The organism is Novosphingobium sp. KN65.2 (assembly GCF_001368935.1).
GTDB lineage: Bacteria > Pseudomonadota > Alphaproteobacteria > Sphingomonadales > Sphingomonadaceae > Novosphingobium > Novosphingobium mathurense.
Genome location: NZ_CCBH010000140.1, coordinates 1 through 15,113 on the forward strand (window position 1 = coordinate 1; position 15,113 = coordinate 15,113).

At 64.3% G+C, this 15,113-nt stretch carries 16 protein-coding genes; 12 read left to right on the top strand and 4 right to left on the bottom strand.

Annotated elements, in window-relative coordinates; genetic code table 11:
• Positions 1–709 precede the first annotated feature (709 nt).
• The gene (locus SPHV1_RS06835; protein ID WP_231634558.1) at positions 710–1,288 is read right to left on the bottom strand and encodes a hypothetical protein; all 579 of its coding nucleotides are present in this window, start codon (positions 1,286–1,288) and stop codon (positions 710–712) included.
• 18 nt (positions 1,289–1,306) lie between these two features.
• On the opposite strand from SPHV1_RS06835, the gene SPHV1_RS06840 reads away from it, so the two are divergent.
• The 7 genes from SPHV1_RS06840 to SPHV1_RS06870 all read left to right on the top strand — a co-directional run bounded on the left by SPHV1_RS06840 (position 1,307) and on the right by SPHV1_RS06870 (position 6,502).
• Positions 1,307–2,089 (top strand): TlyA family RNA methyltransferase, encoded by a 783-nt coding sequence (locus SPHV1_RS06840; protein ID WP_054945290.1) that lies wholly within the window; start codon positions 1,307–1,309, stop codon positions 2,087–2,089.
• Positions 2,090–2,168: 79 nt separating this feature from the next.
• Positions 2,169–2,723, top strand: a complete 555-nt coding sequence (locus tag SPHV1_RS06845; protein ID WP_054945320.1) for a TspO/MBR family protein — start codon at positions 2,169–2,171, stop codon at positions 2,721–2,723.
• 41 nt (positions 2,724–2,764) lie between these two features.
• Positions 2,765–3,019, top strand: a complete 255-nt coding sequence (locus tag SPHV1_RS06850) for an accessory factor UbiK family protein (protein ID WP_054945291.1) — start codon at positions 2,765–2,767, stop codon at positions 3,017–3,019.
• A gap of 23 nt (positions 3,020–3,042) precedes the next feature.
• Entirely contained in the window at positions 3,043–3,564 is a 522-nt protein-coding gene (locus SPHV1_RS06855) for a hypothetical protein (RefSeq protein WP_231634559.1), read from the top strand.
• A 46-nt stretch (positions 3,565–3,610) separates the two neighbouring features.
• Positions 3,611–4,210, top strand: a complete 600-nt coding sequence (locus SPHV1_RS06860) for a DNA repair protein RecO (protein ID WP_054945293.1) — start codon at positions 3,611–3,613, stop codon at positions 4,208–4,210.
• Positions 4,211–4,236: 26 nt separating this feature from the next.
• Positions 4,237–5,280 carry a 3-isopropylmalate dehydrogenase gene (gene leuB, locus SPHV1_RS06865; protein ID WP_054945294.1) on the top strand — a complete coding sequence of 348 codons (1,044 nt, stop codon included), beginning with the start codon at positions 4,237–4,239 and terminating at the stop codon, positions 5,278–5,280.
• Positions 5,281–5,326: 46 nt separating this feature from the next.
• Complete coding sequence (locus tag SPHV1_RS06870) at positions 5,327–6,502, top strand: glycosyltransferase family 2 protein (protein ID WP_054945295.1); 1,176 nt, start codon at positions 5,327–5,329, stop codon at positions 6,500–6,502.
• Positions 6,503–6,632: 130 nt separating this feature from the next.
• Here SPHV1_RS06870 and SPHV1_RS06875 read toward each other — a convergent pair whose 3' ends face one another.
• A complete protein-coding gene (locus SPHV1_RS06875; RefSeq protein ID WP_054945296.1) occupies positions 6,633–7,913 on the bottom strand; it encodes a phospholipid carrier-dependent glycosyltransferase in 1,281 nt (426 codons plus the stop codon).
• Between the two features lie 131 nt (positions 7,914–8,044).
• Between SPHV1_RS06875 and SPHV1_RS06880 the strand changes: the two genes are divergently transcribed.
• The 4 genes from SPHV1_RS06880 (at position 8,045) to SPHV1_RS06895 (ending at position 12,047) form a co-directional block, all read left to right on the top strand.
• Positions 8,045–9,253: a PLP-dependent aspartate aminotransferase family protein gene (locus SPHV1_RS06880; protein ID WP_054945297.1), complete on the top strand. Its 1,209-nt coding sequence runs from the start codon at positions 8,045–8,047 to the stop codon at positions 9,251–9,253.
• Positions 9,254–9,285: 32 nt separating this feature from the next.
• A complete protein-coding gene (locus SPHV1_RS06885; protein ID WP_176167936.1) occupies positions 9,286–10,605 on the top strand; it encodes a PAS domain S-box protein in 1,320 nt (439 codons plus the stop codon).
• A 110-nt stretch (positions 10,606–10,715) separates the two neighbouring features.
• Positions 10,716–11,114 carry a Co2+/Mg2+ efflux protein ApaG gene (gene apaG / locus SPHV1_RS06890; RefSeq protein ID WP_054945298.1) on the top strand — a complete coding sequence of 133 codons (399 nt, stop codon included), beginning with the start codon at positions 10,716–10,718 and terminating at the stop codon, positions 11,112–11,114.
• Positions 11,115–11,231: 117 nt separating this feature from the next.
• A complete protein-coding gene (locus SPHV1_RS06895; RefSeq protein WP_054945299.1) occupies positions 11,232–12,047 on the top strand; it encodes a LysR family transcriptional regulator in 816 nt (271 codons plus the stop codon).
• A gap of 28 nt (positions 12,048–12,075) precedes the next feature.
• On the opposite strand, the gene htpX is transcribed toward SPHV1_RS06895, so the two are convergent.
• Positions 12,076–12,972: a zinc metalloprotease HtpX gene (gene htpX, locus SPHV1_RS06900; RefSeq protein ID WP_197277676.1), complete on the bottom strand. Its 897-nt coding sequence runs from the start codon at positions 12,970–12,972 to the stop codon at positions 12,076–12,078.
• Positions 12,973–13,193: 221 nt separating this feature from the next.
• Here htpX and SPHV1_RS06905 point away from each other — a divergent pair, with 221 nt between their 5' ends.
• Positions 13,194–13,976: an enoyl-CoA hydratase-related protein gene (locus tag SPHV1_RS06905; RefSeq protein ID WP_054945300.1), complete on the top strand. Its 783-nt coding sequence runs from the start codon at positions 13,194–13,196 to the stop codon at positions 13,974–13,976.
• Positions 13,977–13,988: 12 nt separating this feature from the next.
• Here SPHV1_RS06905 and SPHV1_RS06910 read toward each other — a convergent pair whose 3' ends face one another.
• On the bottom strand, positions 13,989–15,005 hold the full coding sequence (locus SPHV1_RS06910; protein WP_054945301.1) for a LacI family DNA-binding transcriptional regulator: 1,017 nt from the start codon (positions 15,003–15,005) through the stop codon (positions 13,989–13,991).
• Positions 15,006–15,113 lie beyond the last annotated feature (108 nt).

Sequence of the window (15,113 nt, forward strand, 5' to 3'; positions counted from 1 at the left end):
CCCCTTCGCATGGTCAGCGGCCGGAAGTGCCGCCAGCGAAAGCCTTTATCGCCTAATCAAAATTCAGCGATAATGCCTCGCGACGGAAATTGCCGACCTCTCTGCTGAACCATGAGACATCGGATCACCTCCTTTCGCGCTGTTGAGCCAAAGATCACCGCTTTCGCGGCTGGGACTTCAGGTCATCCTGGGCGCGTTTCCCGGGGCCTTCCGTCTTGAGTATTTTTGTGTCTGATTCCGCATCGCACAACAAGTCTTGCATTCGTTTTTTTTGCGGTCATTATGATGACTTCGGCCAGTTTTCCCCAGCCTGGAGGTCGATTTTGACCCACTGCTCGGGGCACCGCTGAGTGCGGCCTGAAGAGATCCGAAATTCACCGAATTCAGCGTGTTTTGACCCGGTCTCAGGGTCCGAATCGAAGTTTCGGCTGCGGGCGATTCGCGGCTGGAAGGCGCTCGGGGCCGGGCAAGGGCCATACCCTACCGGGGTCTAGTGCAGGGGATCGACAAATCGAATCAGCCGCTTGCGATCGAATCCTTGCCTTTCAGGAACCCGAAAAGGCGGGGGCGACCGGTGATCGATTCGTGATTGCGACGCAACGTTGCGCGCAAGGATCCAGTCCGGCATGGCGCGGCTTCGGGATTGCTCGGCCTGACGCTCGGAATGAGGCGATACTTCGGTGAGATCGATTCGCCGGGACCGGGCGGGTTAGCGGCAGTCTTCGATGACGCGCGAAACTTCCGTCCAGCTCGGGATATGGAGCGTTGCCATGCCCGGAACTTCCACCGCGAAGCGACCGCGGCTGAAGGCCATGTCGTCAAGTAACGGGTCGCGGGTCGGGAGGCTTGTCGAAACGCCGCCCTGCACCGGATTGGCGACGAGCGTGCGTTCGCCCTGTGTGGTGCGGATCGCCATGGAGACGGGCCCGGTGGCTGCGCCCGCGCGAATCAGCGACACCCTCTGTTGCTGCCGCTCGCAGCGCAGGATGAACTGGCCGCTGGCAAAGCTGGCGAAGGAACCGGTGGAGCTTGGGGCATATTGCCAGTCTCCGGGCGTGGCGAGGGCATCGCGCCAGTCGCTTGACGGAGGAGGCAGGGGTGCCGGAGTCGGTACAGGGCTGGGCGAGGGACGCGCAGCCGGCTGCGGAGGGGCGGGCGCCACTTGCGGAATGCAGCCGGCAAGCGCCAGGGCGCCGACCAGAACCGGAAGGAGACGAAGTGAAGCGGGGGTGGAGCGCAGGCGCGGATTTGCCTTCATGGTCCCGGTATGGAATGACAATCGCTCCATCTCAAGTACCCAGGCCCGATGACTGACCCATCTGCGCAACTATCTGTCGGAAAAACAAAGCCCGCGCCCAAGGTGCGTGTCGACCAGATGCTGGTCGACCGCGGCCTCGCGGAAAGCCGGACCCGTGCACAGGCTCTCGTGCTGGCCGGGCTCGTCTTTTCCGGGGAAACCAAGATTGCAAAGCCGGGACAGAGCCTGCGTGGCGACGTGCCGCTGGAAGTACGCGGGCGAGATCACCCCTGGGTTTCGCGTGGAGGCATCAAGCTCGCCCACGCCATCGAGCATTTCGGCCTCGATCCGGCCGGCGCCATTGCCATGGACATCGGCAGTTCGACCGGCGGCTTCACCGATGTCCTGCTGACGAACGGGGCGAGCCGGGTCTTCGCGGTCGATTCCGGGACCAACCAGCTCGCGTGGAAACTGCGGCAGGACCCGCGGGTGACGGTTCTGGAGCAGACTTCTGCGCGTATTCTCACGCCTGAACTTATAGATGCGCCTTGCAACTGGGTGGTCTGCGATGCCAGCTTCATCGGACTTGCCAAGGTTCTTGAAGTGCCCCTGCGCCTCGCTGCCCCCGCTTGCCGGCTCGTCGCCCTGATAAAGCCGCAGTTCGAGGTCGGCCGAAACGAAGTGGGCAAGGGCGGGGTCGTGCGCGATCCGGCCCTGCACGAACGTGTCTGCGCCGAAGTGCGCGAGTGGCTAGAGGGCGAAGGATGGCAAGTAGAAGGTATTGTCGAAAGCCCGATCAAGGGGCCGGAAGGCAATGTGGAGTTTCTCGTTTCGGCACGCAGAGGCGTCTAACGATTGCACCTTTGCTCCAGCCGTTACACAAATTGCCTAATCTTCATGGTCTCTTGGTGATTCGGGGGTGAATGCGGGGATGAACCTGCTTGCTTCGTCAGGTCAGTTGCGTGCCAGTTTTGCGCGATGGGCTTTGGTCTTCGTGCCGGCACTTGTGCTGCTCGGCTTTCTTTCCGGCAAAATGGCCCAGTCCGGGCCGGACAATCCGTGGTTCGCCGCGCTGGTGAAGCCGGAGGTCTATCCGCCACCGGCAGCCTTCGGCATCGTCTGGACCATTCTCTACGTCCTGATGGGCCTTGCGCTGGCGATGGTGGCTGCCGCTCGCGGAGCGCGGGGACGCGGGATCGCCGTTCTCGTCTTCGCCGTGCAATTCGCCTTGAATCTCGCGTGGTCGCCGGTTTTCTTCGGTGCGCACCAGATCACCGGCGGACTGATCGTGATCGCGGTGCTCGATGTGCTGGTCCTGCTTACGGCGGTCCTGTTCTATCGGGTTCGGCCGATCGCGGCGGCGTTGCTGGTGCCGTATCTCGCGTGGATTCTCTTCGCGACCTATCTCAATTACGCGTTCCTCGAGGCCAATCCCAAGCTGGACGGCGTAGACGTTGTGCCCGCGGTTGAGCGTTTCGAGATCTGATCCCCCTTGCGCCGCGTTTCGGCGCGCACCATCATAGGGCCATGCAAAGCGAAAATCCTTTCATCGCCGACTTCGTCAAGATGATGAACAGCGCCGCCGGCACGTTTGCGGGCATGACGCGTGAAGCCCGTGATTCCGCCAAGGAGCGGTTCAAGGAGCTCATGGGCGACATGGACTTCGTCACTCGTGAGGAATTCGACGCCGTCAAGGAAATGGCCGCGACGGCGCGCGAGGAGACCGAGACTCTGAAGAAGCAGGTCGCGGCTCTCGAGGCCAAGCTCTCCGCCAAGGGCTGACCGGTCCATCGGACGCAGATCCGGTGACGGCCTTCATTTTCATATTGTTCTGCATCGTGGCGCTGGCCTTGGGGCTGGCGCTCGGTCGTCGTGCGCACCTGCGCTGGCCGAAAACGATGCCGCGCTGGATGCCGGCGGCCGTCCTCGTGCCCGGTCTCCTGCCGCTTTCCTGGCACTTTCGCAACATTTCCGACTTCATCGCCCCGGTGACCGGCGTCATCGGCCGCAGCGGCGCGGCTGCCGAGCTGGAAGCGCTGGCCCTCGGTCTGCCATTCGCGATTCTTGCCCTGTGGGGCATTGCGATCCTCGTCACGCGGCGCTTGCCTGCCTTTGCGGCCTTTTTTCCGGCCCTGTCGACTTTGTTCTATCTTGTCGGAGCAGCGCAGGCAGCGCCTCTCGTGGGAGAAGTCATCGCCGCGCGCGGGGACTGGCACGACCTGCTGATCGCTGCGCAGGTCCCGGCAACACTGGCCGTCTGCGGTTTCCTGTGGGGTGCGCTTGGGCGCGCGCGCGTGTTCGCGTCCTGGGCCCTGCGGCAGAGGTGATCGCCGGCGACTTGCCCCATCCGGTCAACCGTAGCACAGGGGCGTCATGCAGCTTCGCGCCCCTGCCATAGTCTGTTCCACCAGAGCGCATGGCGAAACGGCCGTGATCGCCCGCCTCCTGACAGAGGATAACGGAATCGTCGCGGTCTATGTCGCGGGGGGAAGGGGACGCCACCTGCGCCCCGTGGTCATTCCGGGCAACGTGGTCGATGCCGAGATCCGCGCCCGTTCGGAGAGCCAGTTGCCCTACGCAAGGCTCGAACTGCTCGAGAGCCGCGGGCCGTGGTTGGGCGAGCCGCTGCCTTCGGCGGCGATTTCCTGGGTCACCGCGCTCACTGCGATCGCCTTGCCCGAGCGGTATCCCTATCCCGCACTCTATCAGGCCTTGTCCGCCTTGCTCGACGCGATCTGCGTCGCGCCTTCGGCGCGGGGCTGGGCCTTGCCACTGCTGTCGTACGAGGTCCTGCTGCTGCGTGAACTTGGCTACGGGGTGCCGGTGGACCGGCCGCAGGACGAGGATTGGGATGCCATCCTTGGTACTTTCGACAGTCTTGGGCGCGAACTTGCACGGTATCCGCTTGCTGATCGGCGCAGAGACGTTATGGCGGCGCGCGACCTGCTGCGTGAGCGGCTGGCACGTATCTGAAGCTGGAAGACGAGTCTGGAGACGCCATGCGCATCGCGGTTTTTGCAGGAGACGGAATCGGTCCCGAGGTCACCGAACAGGCGGTGCGCGTGCTCGAGAAGCTGGACCTGCCGGGCCTCGAACTGGTCGAAGGCGATGTCGGCGGTGCTGCCTACTACAAGCATGGCCACCCGCTGCCGCAGCAGACTCTGGACATTGCCCGTTCGTGCGAAGCGATCCTGTTCGGCGCCGTGGGTGACTTCTCCTGCGACAATCTTGAACGTCACCTGCGCCCGGAGCAGGCCATCCTTGGCCTGCGCAAGGAACTGGGGCTGTTCGCGAACCTGCGCCCGGCGCGCGTGTTCCCGGGTCTCGAGGACCTGACGACGCTGCGCCGCGAAGTCGCGCAGACCATCGACCTGCTGATCGTGCGCGAACTCAACGGCGACGTCTACTTCGGCGAGAAGGGCATCCGTACGCTGGAAGACGGCCGCCGCCAGGGCTGGGACATGATGTCCTATGCCGAGGACGAAGTGCGCCGCATCGCCCATTCCGGTTTCAAGGCCGCGATGACGCGGGGCAAGAGGCTGACTTCGGTCGACAAGGCCAACGTGCTGGAAACCTCGCAGCTTTGGCGCGACGTGGTGATCGAGGTCTCGGCCGAGTATCCCGAAGTCGAACTGAGCCACATGTACGTCGACAATGCGGCGATGCAGCTCGTCAAGAATCCGGGCCAGTTCGACGTCATCGTCACCGGCAACCTGTTCGGCGACATTCTCTCCGATCAGGCCAGCATGTGCGTCGGCTCGATCGGCCTGCTCGCCTCGGCCTCGCTGGCCGAAGGCTCTTTTGGCCTTTATGAGCCGATTCACGGTTCGGCACCGGACATCGCAGGCAAGAACCTTGCCAATCCGATGGCGACGATCCTTTCTGCGGCCATGTTGCTGCGCCACAGCCTCGGCCTCGAAGCCGAAGCGGCGCGCATCGAGGACGCGGTGGCCAAGGCGCTTGCCGATGGCATCAAGGGCGGCGACCTTGGCGGCAGCGCCGGCACGCGGGAAATCGGTGACGCCGTCGTCGAGCGGTTGTAACAGGCGCAGGACTTGCCGAGGGTAGTCCAATAGAAACGTGGGGCGCATGAACATTACTCGTTCCGATCTTGCTCAGGCCGTGGACGTCGCCGCGCAGCCGCTCGAACTGGCGATCGTGCTGCCGACGTTCAACGAACGGGGCAACGTCGCCGGCATGGTCGACCGGCTCGATGCCGCGCTCAAGGGCGTGGTCTGGGAAGCCATCTTCGTTGACGACAACAGCCCGGACGGTACTTCCGACGAGGCGCGTCGGCTGTCGCTGAAGGACCCGCGCGTGCGCTGCATCCAGCGCATCGGGCGTCGCGGCCTGGCGAGCGCGGCGATCGAGGGCATGTGCTCGACCGCTGCCCCCGTGGTGGCGGTGATGGATGCCGATCACCAGCACGATCCGGAACTGCTGCCCCAGATGCTCAAGGCCGTGCAGTCGGGCGAGTACGATCTTGCCTATGCCTCCCGCTTTGCCGAAGGGGCGAGCACCGAGGCCTGGGGCCGTCCCGACCGGGTCAAGGCATCGGGCATTGCCAACAGGATCGCCAACAAGGTGACCGGGGTCGAACTGACAGACCCGATGAGCGGCTATTTCATGCTGCGCACACAAACCCTGCGCGCCGACGCCCACCGGCTGTCGGGCGTGGGCTTCAAGATCCTCCTCGACATCCTTGCAACGGTCGACCGGCCGCTGCGGGTCAAGGAATTCCCTCTCCACTTCGCCGCCCGCGCGGAAGGCGAAAGCAAGCTGGACCAGACCGTCGTGTTCGAATTCCTCATTGGTCTTTATGACAAATGGCTGGGCCGGATCATTCCGACTCGCTTTGCACTGTTCGGCACTGTCGGTGCGATGGGCGTCGTCGTACAGCTCGCCGCGCTGTGGATGATGCTCCACGTCGTGTTCCGCGAGCGTTTCGTCTACGGCAACTGGTCGGAAAGCGCGACCTTCAACGTGGCGAACACCATCGCCGCCGTCGTGGCGATGACGTTCAACTTCGTGCTCAACAACGAACTGACTTATTCGGACAAGCGCCTGCGCGGCTTTGTTCCGCTTATGCGGGGCTGGGCGCAGTTCGGCGTGACCTGTTCGCTTGGCCTGCTCACCAACATCGGCTCTGCGGCCATGCTCAAGACCATGGGCTTTCATGACGTGGTCGCGGTCGTGACCGGCATTATCCTGGGCTCGGTCTGGAACTTCGCACTTTCGTCCAAGTTCGTCTGGGGCAAGTACTGAGCAGAGAGAGGTTCCGGGCGGATCGGCACGAGAGCGCCTGTCCCAACCGGCGCTCAGGCACCAAATCAGTGATCAGAGTAAAAGGGGCTCCGCGCGTATTGGCGCGGGGCCCTCTTTTATGGCGTGGCGATCAGCGCCAGCCGGGTAGCCACATCCAGAAATTGTAGACGTCCTTGGGCAGCGGCAATCCCGAAAGGATCGGGAAGAACAGCACGAAAAAGCCGAGCGCGAGGACGATGGTCCCGGTGCCGATGCGCTGCCAGCGGCCCTTGCTCGCCCACATCGCATCGAGCGCAAGCGCGAGCACGCCCATGAGGAACGCACCGGGCAGGAGGTAGTGGTAATAGAACTGCACCGGCTTGGCGTTGTAGATCCACACGCCCAGCGTCGCGGCGTAGAGCAGGACGAAGACCAGTACGTCGTGGCGCTTTTGGTAGATCGCGGCGCCGATGCCCCAGAGCAGGGCGAGCAGGCCGACCATCATCGAGAAGGGATTGCCCAGCATGACGATGCCGCGCTGGGTATCCTTGACCGTTTCGAACAGGTACCAGATCACCCGCAGGTCGCCGACCCACTGGTACCATACGCTGCGGTAGGGGTGCGGTTTCTTCACGCTTTCCTGCAGGCGCAGCATGTACTCGTGCTGCTTGAGGAAGCCGAAGGGAGAGACCGGACGGTCGGTGTAGAACATCGCCGGCGCGTAAGTGGCCCAGTAAACCGCGAGCGGGAACAGGCCGAGCCAGAATGCCGCCTCGATGAGCGAGATGCCCTTGACCGGTCCGCCCTTTGGGCGCCCGGCAAAGGTCAGGCCGTTCTCGCGGATCCACAGGACGAGGAAACACAGGCCCGGCAGCATGACGGCCGGGGCACTCGTCCACTTTGCCGCGATCGACAGGCCCAGCGCCAGGCCCGAAAGCAGCAGCCGGAAACGCCCGGCCGCTTTCGAACCGGAACGCAGGGCCGCCGCGAACTGCCACAGGCCGACCATGCAAAGACCTGCCTCGATCATGTCCAGCATGGCGATGCGGCTCTGGACGAACCACATGAAGTTGGTCGCCAGCAGCATCATTGCCGCCAGCGTCGCCGCGCGGCGATGCGAGGCGTGCCACATGAGCCGCCCGAAGCCGAACAGGCCCAGCGCGCCGAACAGCGCCGAGGGCAGTCTCCAGCCGATCGGGCGATCGCCCAGGAAGTGGATCGACGTGGCGATCACTTCCTTCGCGAACATCGGGTGTTCGCGGTTCGCCGGGATCAGGTCCAGCAGTTTCAGCGATGCCGGAACGTAGTGGATTTCGTCGAAGTAGTATCGCCCCGGCAGGTGGATGCGCCAGAGCAGCAGGGCAAGGAATCCGAGCGCGATGAACAGGCACCAGCCGAGCGGATCACGGTCTTTGCGGGGAGCGAGCGGCATCGGTTTTGCGGGATAGGGGGGAACGTCCCCTCCTTCAAGGGGACGCCAAACTTGTGCGGTGGACGAACTCGGGTCTCGCCATCGATGCATTCGCTTGCGCTGTGCCCTGAGCGAATCTAGAGGCATGAGCCATGAAACGCACTACCGGACAGGACCGAGCCAAGACCTCTCAATGGCGCCCCGCCACCCGCGCAATTCGCGGTGGAACATGGCGCTCGGAAATGGGTGAGACGAGCGAGGCGCTCTTCCTCACCTCGGGCTACTGCTACGACGATGCCGCGACGGTTGCCGCGCGCTTCGCCGGCGAGCAGGACGGCATGACCTACTCGCGCCTGCAGAACCCGACGGTGGCGATGCTGGAGGAACGCATTGCCCTGCTCGAAGGGGCAGAGGCGTGCCGTACGCAGGCTTCCGGCATGGCGGCTATGACCGCTGCCCTGCTGTGCCAGCTGTCCGCGGGCGACCACATGGTGTCCGCACGTGCCGCCTTCGGTTCGTGCCGCTGGCTGGGCGACAGCCTGCTGCCGCGCTTCGGGATCGACGTGACCGTGATCGACGCGACCGACAATGCGGCATGGGAAGCGGCGATCCGCCCCAACACCAAGGTCTTCTTCTTCGAGACGCCGGCGAACCCGACGATGGACGTCGCCGACCTGGAGTACATCTGCGGCCTTGCCCGTTCGCGCGGGATCACCACGGTGATCGACAATGCCTTCTGCACGCCTGCGCTGCAGCGCCCGCTCGAATGGGGCGCGGATGTCGTTGCCTATTCGGCCACCAAGCTGATGGACGGACAGGGGCGCGTCCTTGCCGGCGCCGTGTGCGGCAGCGAGGAATTCATCAACGAGAAGCTGCTTCCGTTCCAGCGCAACACCGGGCCGAACCTTTCGCCGTTCAACGCGTGGGTCGTGCTCAAGGGCCTCGAGACGCTCGACATGCGCGCCAAGAAGCAGAGCGAGAACGCGCTCAAGGTCGGTCAGTTCGTCGCCGGGCGCGTGCCCAAGATCCTGCATCCCTGGCTGGACGGCCACCCGGGCCAGGCTCTCGCGCACAAGCAGATGGATGCCTGCGGCCCCATCTTCAGCTTCGTGCTCGATGGTGGTCGCGAGCAGGCCCATGCGTTGCTCGATGCCCTCGAACTCATCGACATTTCGAACAACATCGGCGACTCGCGGTCGCTGATGTGCCACCCGGCCTCGACCACCCATCACAATATGGGCCCGGAAGGCAGGGCGGCCATGGGCGTTTCCGAAGGAATGCTGCGTATCAATGTCGGCCTGGAAGACCCGGACGACCTGATCGAGGACCTCGACCAGGCCCTGACCAGGGCGGGGCTCTGATTACGCTGCCACTTGGGGCCGATCCGGCGGCATTGCTCGCCGCGATCGTGGAGTCGACTGACGACGCGATCGTCGGAAAGACACTCGAGGGCCGTATCCTGAGCTGGAATGCGGCCGCCGAGGGAATCTTCGGTTACAAGGCCGAGGAAATCGTCGGCCGGAACGTGCGCACGCTCATTCCCGCCGATCGGCAGGGCGAGGAGGATCGTATCCTCGCCGCGATCACGCAGGGCAAGCGCGTGCCCACCTTCGAGACGGTGCGCCTGCGCAAGGACGGAAGCGAAGTCCATGTCGCGGTGACGGTATCGCCGGTGCACGACGGGAGCGGCAAGGTCATCGGCGCGAGCAAGATCGCGCGCGAGATTACCGAGCGCAAGATGATGATGGCGCAGTTGCAGGAAAGCGAGGAACGCTTCCGCCTGCTGGCTGACAATATCTCGCAACTCGCCTGGATTGCCGACAGCGAAGGCTGGATCTTCTGGTACAACAAGCGCTGGTTCGACTATACCGGGACCACGCTGGAAGCGATGCAGGGATGGGGCTGGAAGGCCGTCCACCATCCCGATCATATCGATCGCGTGGTCGAGCGTCTGCAGCGAAGCTGGGATACCGGTGAGGACTGGGAGGACACTTTCCCCTTGCGCGGAGCGGACGGACAGTACCGCTGGTTCCTGTCCCGGGCCGTGCCGATCCGCGATGAACGAGGCGGGACCATCTGCTGGTTCGGCACCAACACCGATGTTACCGAAATGCGCGATGCCGAGCAGCGGATCGAACTGCTGCTGCAGGAAGTCAATCACCGCTCGAAGAACATGCTGGCCATCATCCAGTCGCTCGCGCGTCGCGGCGATGCCAATGGGCCGGATTTCGTCAGGAAGCTTGAGCAGCGCATCCAGGGGCTGGCGGCCAATCAGGACGTCCTTGTCCGCCGTTCGTGGTCGGACATTCCGGTGCTGGAAATGATCGAGGGCCAGCTGCGCTCGCTGGGCGAGGCGCGCTCGCAAGTGACCTGCAAGGGCGAAACGGTAATGCTCTCGCCCGGTGCGGCGGAAGCTTTGGCCATGGCGACGCACGAGATGTGCACCAATGCGATGAAGTACGGTGCGCTCTCGGTGCCGGCGGGCCGGGTCGCGATCGAATGGGAGGTGATGGGAGAGGGCGAGGACGCGCGCTTCCACATCTCCTGGACCGAGAGCGGCGGGCCGGCAGTGTCGCCGCCTGCACACCATGGCTTCGGTTCGCGCATCATCGTCGACGTACCGCGCGTGAAGCTCGATGCCAGGATCGAAACGGACTATCCTCCCGAGGGATTTCACTGGGCGCTCGAATGCAGCCTTGGCTCGATTAGCTGATCTTTGCCTTCCTGATGCGGAACCGAAAGGCGTCATGCGGGCGCGCTTTGCGGTAAACGCAAGTCAGGCAGTTGTGTCCGCCAACATTCGCCGTTAGGCTGGCGCTTGTCATGAAGGAACTGTTCCAGCATTCGGCAATAACCGATGGCGTCATCGTTCGCGTGGCCGTCAATTTCCTGCCCGAACAATCGCGTATCGAGGCGGGGAAGTGGTTCTGGGTCTATCATATCCGGATCGAGAACCACTCGGACCAGCCCCTTCAGCTTCTTACCCGCCACTGGCGCATCACAGATGGCAAGGGCGAAGTGAATGTCGTCGATGGCGATGGCGTCGTCGGCGAACAGCCGGTCATCGCGCCGGGCGCTAGCCACGATTACGTATCGGGTTGCCCCCTCGCGACGCCGCAGGGCAGCATGGAAGGTCATTACGTCTTCCGCGGTGCAGATGGACGCGATGTGAAGGCGCTGATCCCGTTCTTCCCGCTGGCCGCACCTGCAACAGCGGGCTGAACGAAGCACGCCTTTCCTGATCGATCCGAGCGGGAACGCTCGCCGCAAAGTCCGGCCTTGTCCGGTCTTACGCAAACTTCATTGCCCCCGCCGCCTGCGGGGCATAGGTAGCATTCCATGAAGCGAACGCACTTGCCCCTCAATGCCTTGCGAGTCTTCGACGCGGCAGCCCGCCACTTGTCGTTCACGCGCGCGGCCGACGAACTGGCGGTTACACCTGCCGCCGTCGGTCAGCAGATCCGCGCGCTGGAAGACCTGCTCGGCGTTGTCCTGTTTCGTCGTACCAGCAAGGGGCTGGAACTCACCGAGGAAGCCGGTTCGGGTCTTGCCGCGCTGCGGACCGGATTCCTCCATTTCGAGGACGCGGTGCAGACGATGCAGGCGGGCCAGTCAAGCCACGTCTATACGATCGCAGCGCCACGCGAATTCTTCGCCGCGTGGCTGGCGCCACGCCTGGCTGCGTTCCGCGCAGCCAACCCGCAGGTGCGCTACGTCATCGTCGATGGCGAGATGACCGACTTCACCGAAGCCAATCTCGATCTGGCCGTGCGCTGGACGGACGGGCCGGGCGACCTGGAAGGGATTGCGCTGGCGCCCGCCGAATGGGCCGAGATCGGTGCGGGTGACTGGATCGGCTGGCCGGGAGATCCTTTCCCGGGCACCGAGGGTGAGAGTGCCGACAAGGACAGCGAAGAGGACAAGCCGCCGATCTCGGTCAGCGATGCCGGGCAGGCCGTCGCTGCCGCCGTTGCAGGGCTGGGCAGGGCGCGCGTCCCGGCCCTGCTGGCCGAAGGCCTGGTCGGGCAGGGCGGCAAGGATATGGTTCACACGGTCACGCCGTGCCGCAGGGGCTATTGGCTTGTCGCGCCGCTGCCGCAATGGCGGCAGAAGAAAGTGCGTGCGCTGGTCAGCGCGATCACCGGGACCGACTGAGGCGGACCGCCACTCCTGTCACGACATGTCAGCCGCGCCGATTGGGATCGAGCGCGGAGCGTCCACTGCGTGGCGGTACCGTGCTGCGTGCAGGCGCCGGACCGGAGCCTTCGAGCGCCATAAGCGCGGCAATGCGCTTCTCGGTGGCCGGGTGGGTCGAGAACAGGTCCGAGATGCCCGTAGGTACGATGTAGAGCTGGGCGGCGGCGGGGTTGCCCTGTGCCGCATGGCTGGGGATCGCGCGCGCGGGACCAGCGATCTTCGATAAGGCCGAGGCGAGGGCGCGCGGATCGCCGGAGATCTCTGCTGCAGCCCGGTCTGCGCCATATTCGCGGGTCCGACTGATCGCCATTTGCACGATCATCGCCGCGAAGGGCGCCATCAGCATCGCGGCGATGGCGGCAAACGGGCTGGCCCGGTCGTTGCCGCGCCCGCCGAAGAAAAGGCCGAAATTGGCGATCATCGAGATCGCGCCGGCAATCGTTGCGACCATGGTCATGATCAGGGTGTCGCGATTGCGGACATGGCCAAGCTCGTGCGCCATGACTGCGGCGACTTCATCGTGGGTCAGCATGTCGAGCAGGCCGGTCGTTGCCGCGACTGCCGCGTTTTCCGGGTTGCGGCCTGTCGCAAAGGCATTCGGGTTGGCGCTGTCGACGATGTAGACGCGCGGCATCGGCAGGCCGGCCCGTTGCGAGAGCTCGGCGACCATCCCGTAGAACTGCGGGGCCGACCGCGCATCGACTTCACGGGCATTGTGCATGCGCAGGACGATCTTGTCGGCGTTCCAGAACGTGAAGAGGTTCATGCCTGCCGCGACGACGAGCGCGATCATCGCCCCGCCGCTGCCGCCGAACATGTAGCCCAGCCCCATGAACAGCGCCGTCAGCGCCGCCAGCAGCATGGCCGTTTTCAATCCGTTCACTTCACCTGTCTCCAGACCTTGAAACCTAGCCGATGATCTAGGCACGGCAGGCGCGAAATCAATGTCATCGAGCGTGCAGACATAGACCATCCCATGGCCGAAACATGACGCATCCGGGCAATCCGCGCTTGCCTTGACCTGCCCTATCGAACAGTTGGCGAGTGAGTGGATATCGCGAAGAGCCTGACAGCCATGCGCAGGCCGCAAGACTGGGAGTTGAAATGACCTACAAGCACATCCTTTTCAGCCTCGAAGATGGCGTCGCCCGGATCTCGCTGAACGATCCCAAGACGATGAACGGCGTGACCGAGGAGATGGGACGCGAGATGGTCGATGCGCTCGACCGTGCGGCGAAGGATGCGCGGGCGGTCGTAATCACCGGGGAAGGCAAGGGTTTCTGCTCAGGAGCGAACCTGACGGCCGCGCAGGACATGCTGACTGACCCGATGCGCGATGTCGGCGGCCAGCTCGACCGTGCCTTCAACCCCGTGATTCTGGCGATCAAGACGATGGAGCAGCCGGTCATCACCGCCATTCGCGGGCCGGCTGCGGGCTTCGGCGCCGGCCTCGCCGCGGCGGGCGATATCGTGATGATGTCGGACAACGCCTACTTCTTCTGTGCCTTCTGCCACGTCGGGCTCGTGCCCGATGGAGGTGCCACTTACCTGCTAAGTCAGGCGGTGGGCCGGGTCCGCGCCACGCAGATGATGCTGCTGGGCGAAAAGGTCGATGCCAGGACGGCGCTCGACTGGGGGCTTGCGACCAGGGTGGTGCCCGACGAGGAACTGGACGAGGCAGCGATGAAGCTCGCCCGCCAGCTTGCTGCAGGTCCGCGCTCGCTCGGCCTGATCAAGCGGATGGCCTGGGATGCGCTGGATTGCGGCATGGAGGCCGCGCTTCAGGCAGAGCGAGTCAACCAGCGTGCGGCAGGTCGCACCGAGGACTTCCTCGAGGGCGTCAATTCCTTCATCGAAAAGCGCAAGCCCGCCTTCAAGGGGTGCTGATCGCCTGCGGTCTCAGGTCGCTCCCGATTGATTCTCAAGCGGGAGCACCGAATTGCGGATGACCAGATCCGCCTTGAGTGCAGGCGCGTCGTCCGCCGCCATCGCCTGGCCACGAATGCGCGAGACCGCTTCCTGAGCCATGGCGGCCCAGGGGATGTGCATGGAGGTCAGCGCCGGCCAAATCCTTGCGGCAAGCGGGGTGTCGTCGAACCCGACCACCGAAATGGCGTTCGGGACCATGAGGCCGGAACGCTGCGCGGCCTGGATGACGCCGGCGGCCATCTCGTCGTTGCAGGCGACGATGGCCGTGGGACGGGGGCTTACTTCCAGCAGCAGGCGGCCGGCTTCCATGCCGGACTCGAACGAGTTTTCGCCCGCCGCAATGAGCGCGGGGCCGCGATCGAGGTCGTGATCGGCCATGGCGTCGAGATAGCCCAGTTCCCGCTGCTGCGCCGTCAGCGAAGTTTCCGGGCCGCTGACCAGGCCGATGCGCGTGTGGCCGAGCCGGATGAGCCAGGCGACCAGCTCGGACATGGCGGTGCGGTCGTCGCAGGCAAGACCATGTTCGCCGCGCACACGGCCGAGACGGACGCAGCGCGTTTCGGTCTCGTCGCAGAGCAGGGTCAGTTCCTCGCTCTCGGAAAGGGGCGGCAGCAGGACGATCCCGGTGGGGCGGTGCTGGTCGATGAAGCTGCGCAGGCGGGCGACGGGATCGCCTTCGACCGGGCGCAGCACCAGCGAGAACTCGCTGCCCTCCATGCCGCGCAGCATCCCGCTTTCCACCGCCTCGAGAATACCGCGATCCGAACCGTCGTGGACGAGTGCGATCAGCGAATTGCGTCCCCGGGCCAGGGCGCGTGCCTGTGCGTTGGGCACGAAACCCGTCTCGGCGATGATTGCCTCGACCTTGCTTCGGGTTTCCTCGCTCACCAGCGGGGACTGGTTGATGACGCGGCTGATCGTCTTCTTGGAAACGCCTGACAGTCGGGCGATGTCGTTGATCGTGATGCGGGAGGACGGGATGTGCATGGCGCGAGTGTATAACCCATTGTTACCGGTTACCAAGTCGCTGGATCGCGGTTTCAACGGGGAACTGGCGAAGGGCTGTTACAAGCGAAAGATTGCAGAAACCCGTCA

Coding starts and splice junctions, on each gene's coding strand:
- SPHV1_RS06835 (WP_231634558.1), bottom strand. CDS start 1,288: ATGGAGCGATTGTCATTCCATACCGGGACCATGAAGGCAAATCCGCGC.
- SPHV1_RS06840 (WP_054945290.1), top strand. CDS start 1,307: ATGACTGACCCATCTGCGCAACTATCTGTCGGAAAAACAAAGCCCGCG.
- SPHV1_RS06845 (WP_054945320.1), top strand. CDS start 2,169: ATGAACCTGCTTGCTTCGTCAGGTCAGTTGCGTGCCAGTTTTGCGCGA.
- SPHV1_RS06850 (WP_054945291.1), top strand. CDS start 2,765: ATGCAAAGCGAAAATCCTTTCATCGCCGACTTCGTCAAGATGATGAAC.
- SPHV1_RS06860 (WP_054945293.1), top strand. CDS start 3,611: ATGCAGCTTCGCGCCCCTGCCATAGTCTGTTCCACCAGAGCGCATGGC.
- leuB (WP_054945294.1), top strand. CDS start 4,237: ATGCGCATCGCGGTTTTTGCAGGAGACGGAATCGGTCCCGAGGTCACC.
- SPHV1_RS06870 (WP_054945295.1), top strand. CDS start 5,327: ATGAACATTACTCGTTCCGATCTTGCTCAGGCCGTGGACGTCGCCGCG.
- SPHV1_RS06875 (WP_054945296.1), bottom strand. CDS start 7,913: ATGCCGCTCGCTCCCCGCAAAGACCGTGATCCGCTCGGCTGGTGCCTG.
- SPHV1_RS06880 (WP_054945297.1), top strand. CDS start 8,045: ATGAAACGCACTACCGGACAGGACCGAGCCAAGACCTCTCAATGGCGC.
- apaG (WP_054945298.1), top strand. CDS start 10,716: ATGAAGGAACTGTTCCAGCATTCGGCAATAACCGATGGCGTCATCGTT.
- SPHV1_RS06895 (WP_054945299.1), top strand. CDS start 11,232: ATGAAGCGAACGCACTTGCCCCTCAATGCCTTGCGAGTCTTCGACGCG.
- SPHV1_RS06905 (WP_054945300.1), top strand. CDS start 13,194: ATGACCTACAAGCACATCCTTTTCAGCCTCGAAGATGGCGTCGCCCGG.
- SPHV1_RS06910 (WP_054945301.1), bottom strand. CDS start 15,005: ATGCACATCCCGTCCTCCCGCATCACGATCAACGACATCGCCCGACTG.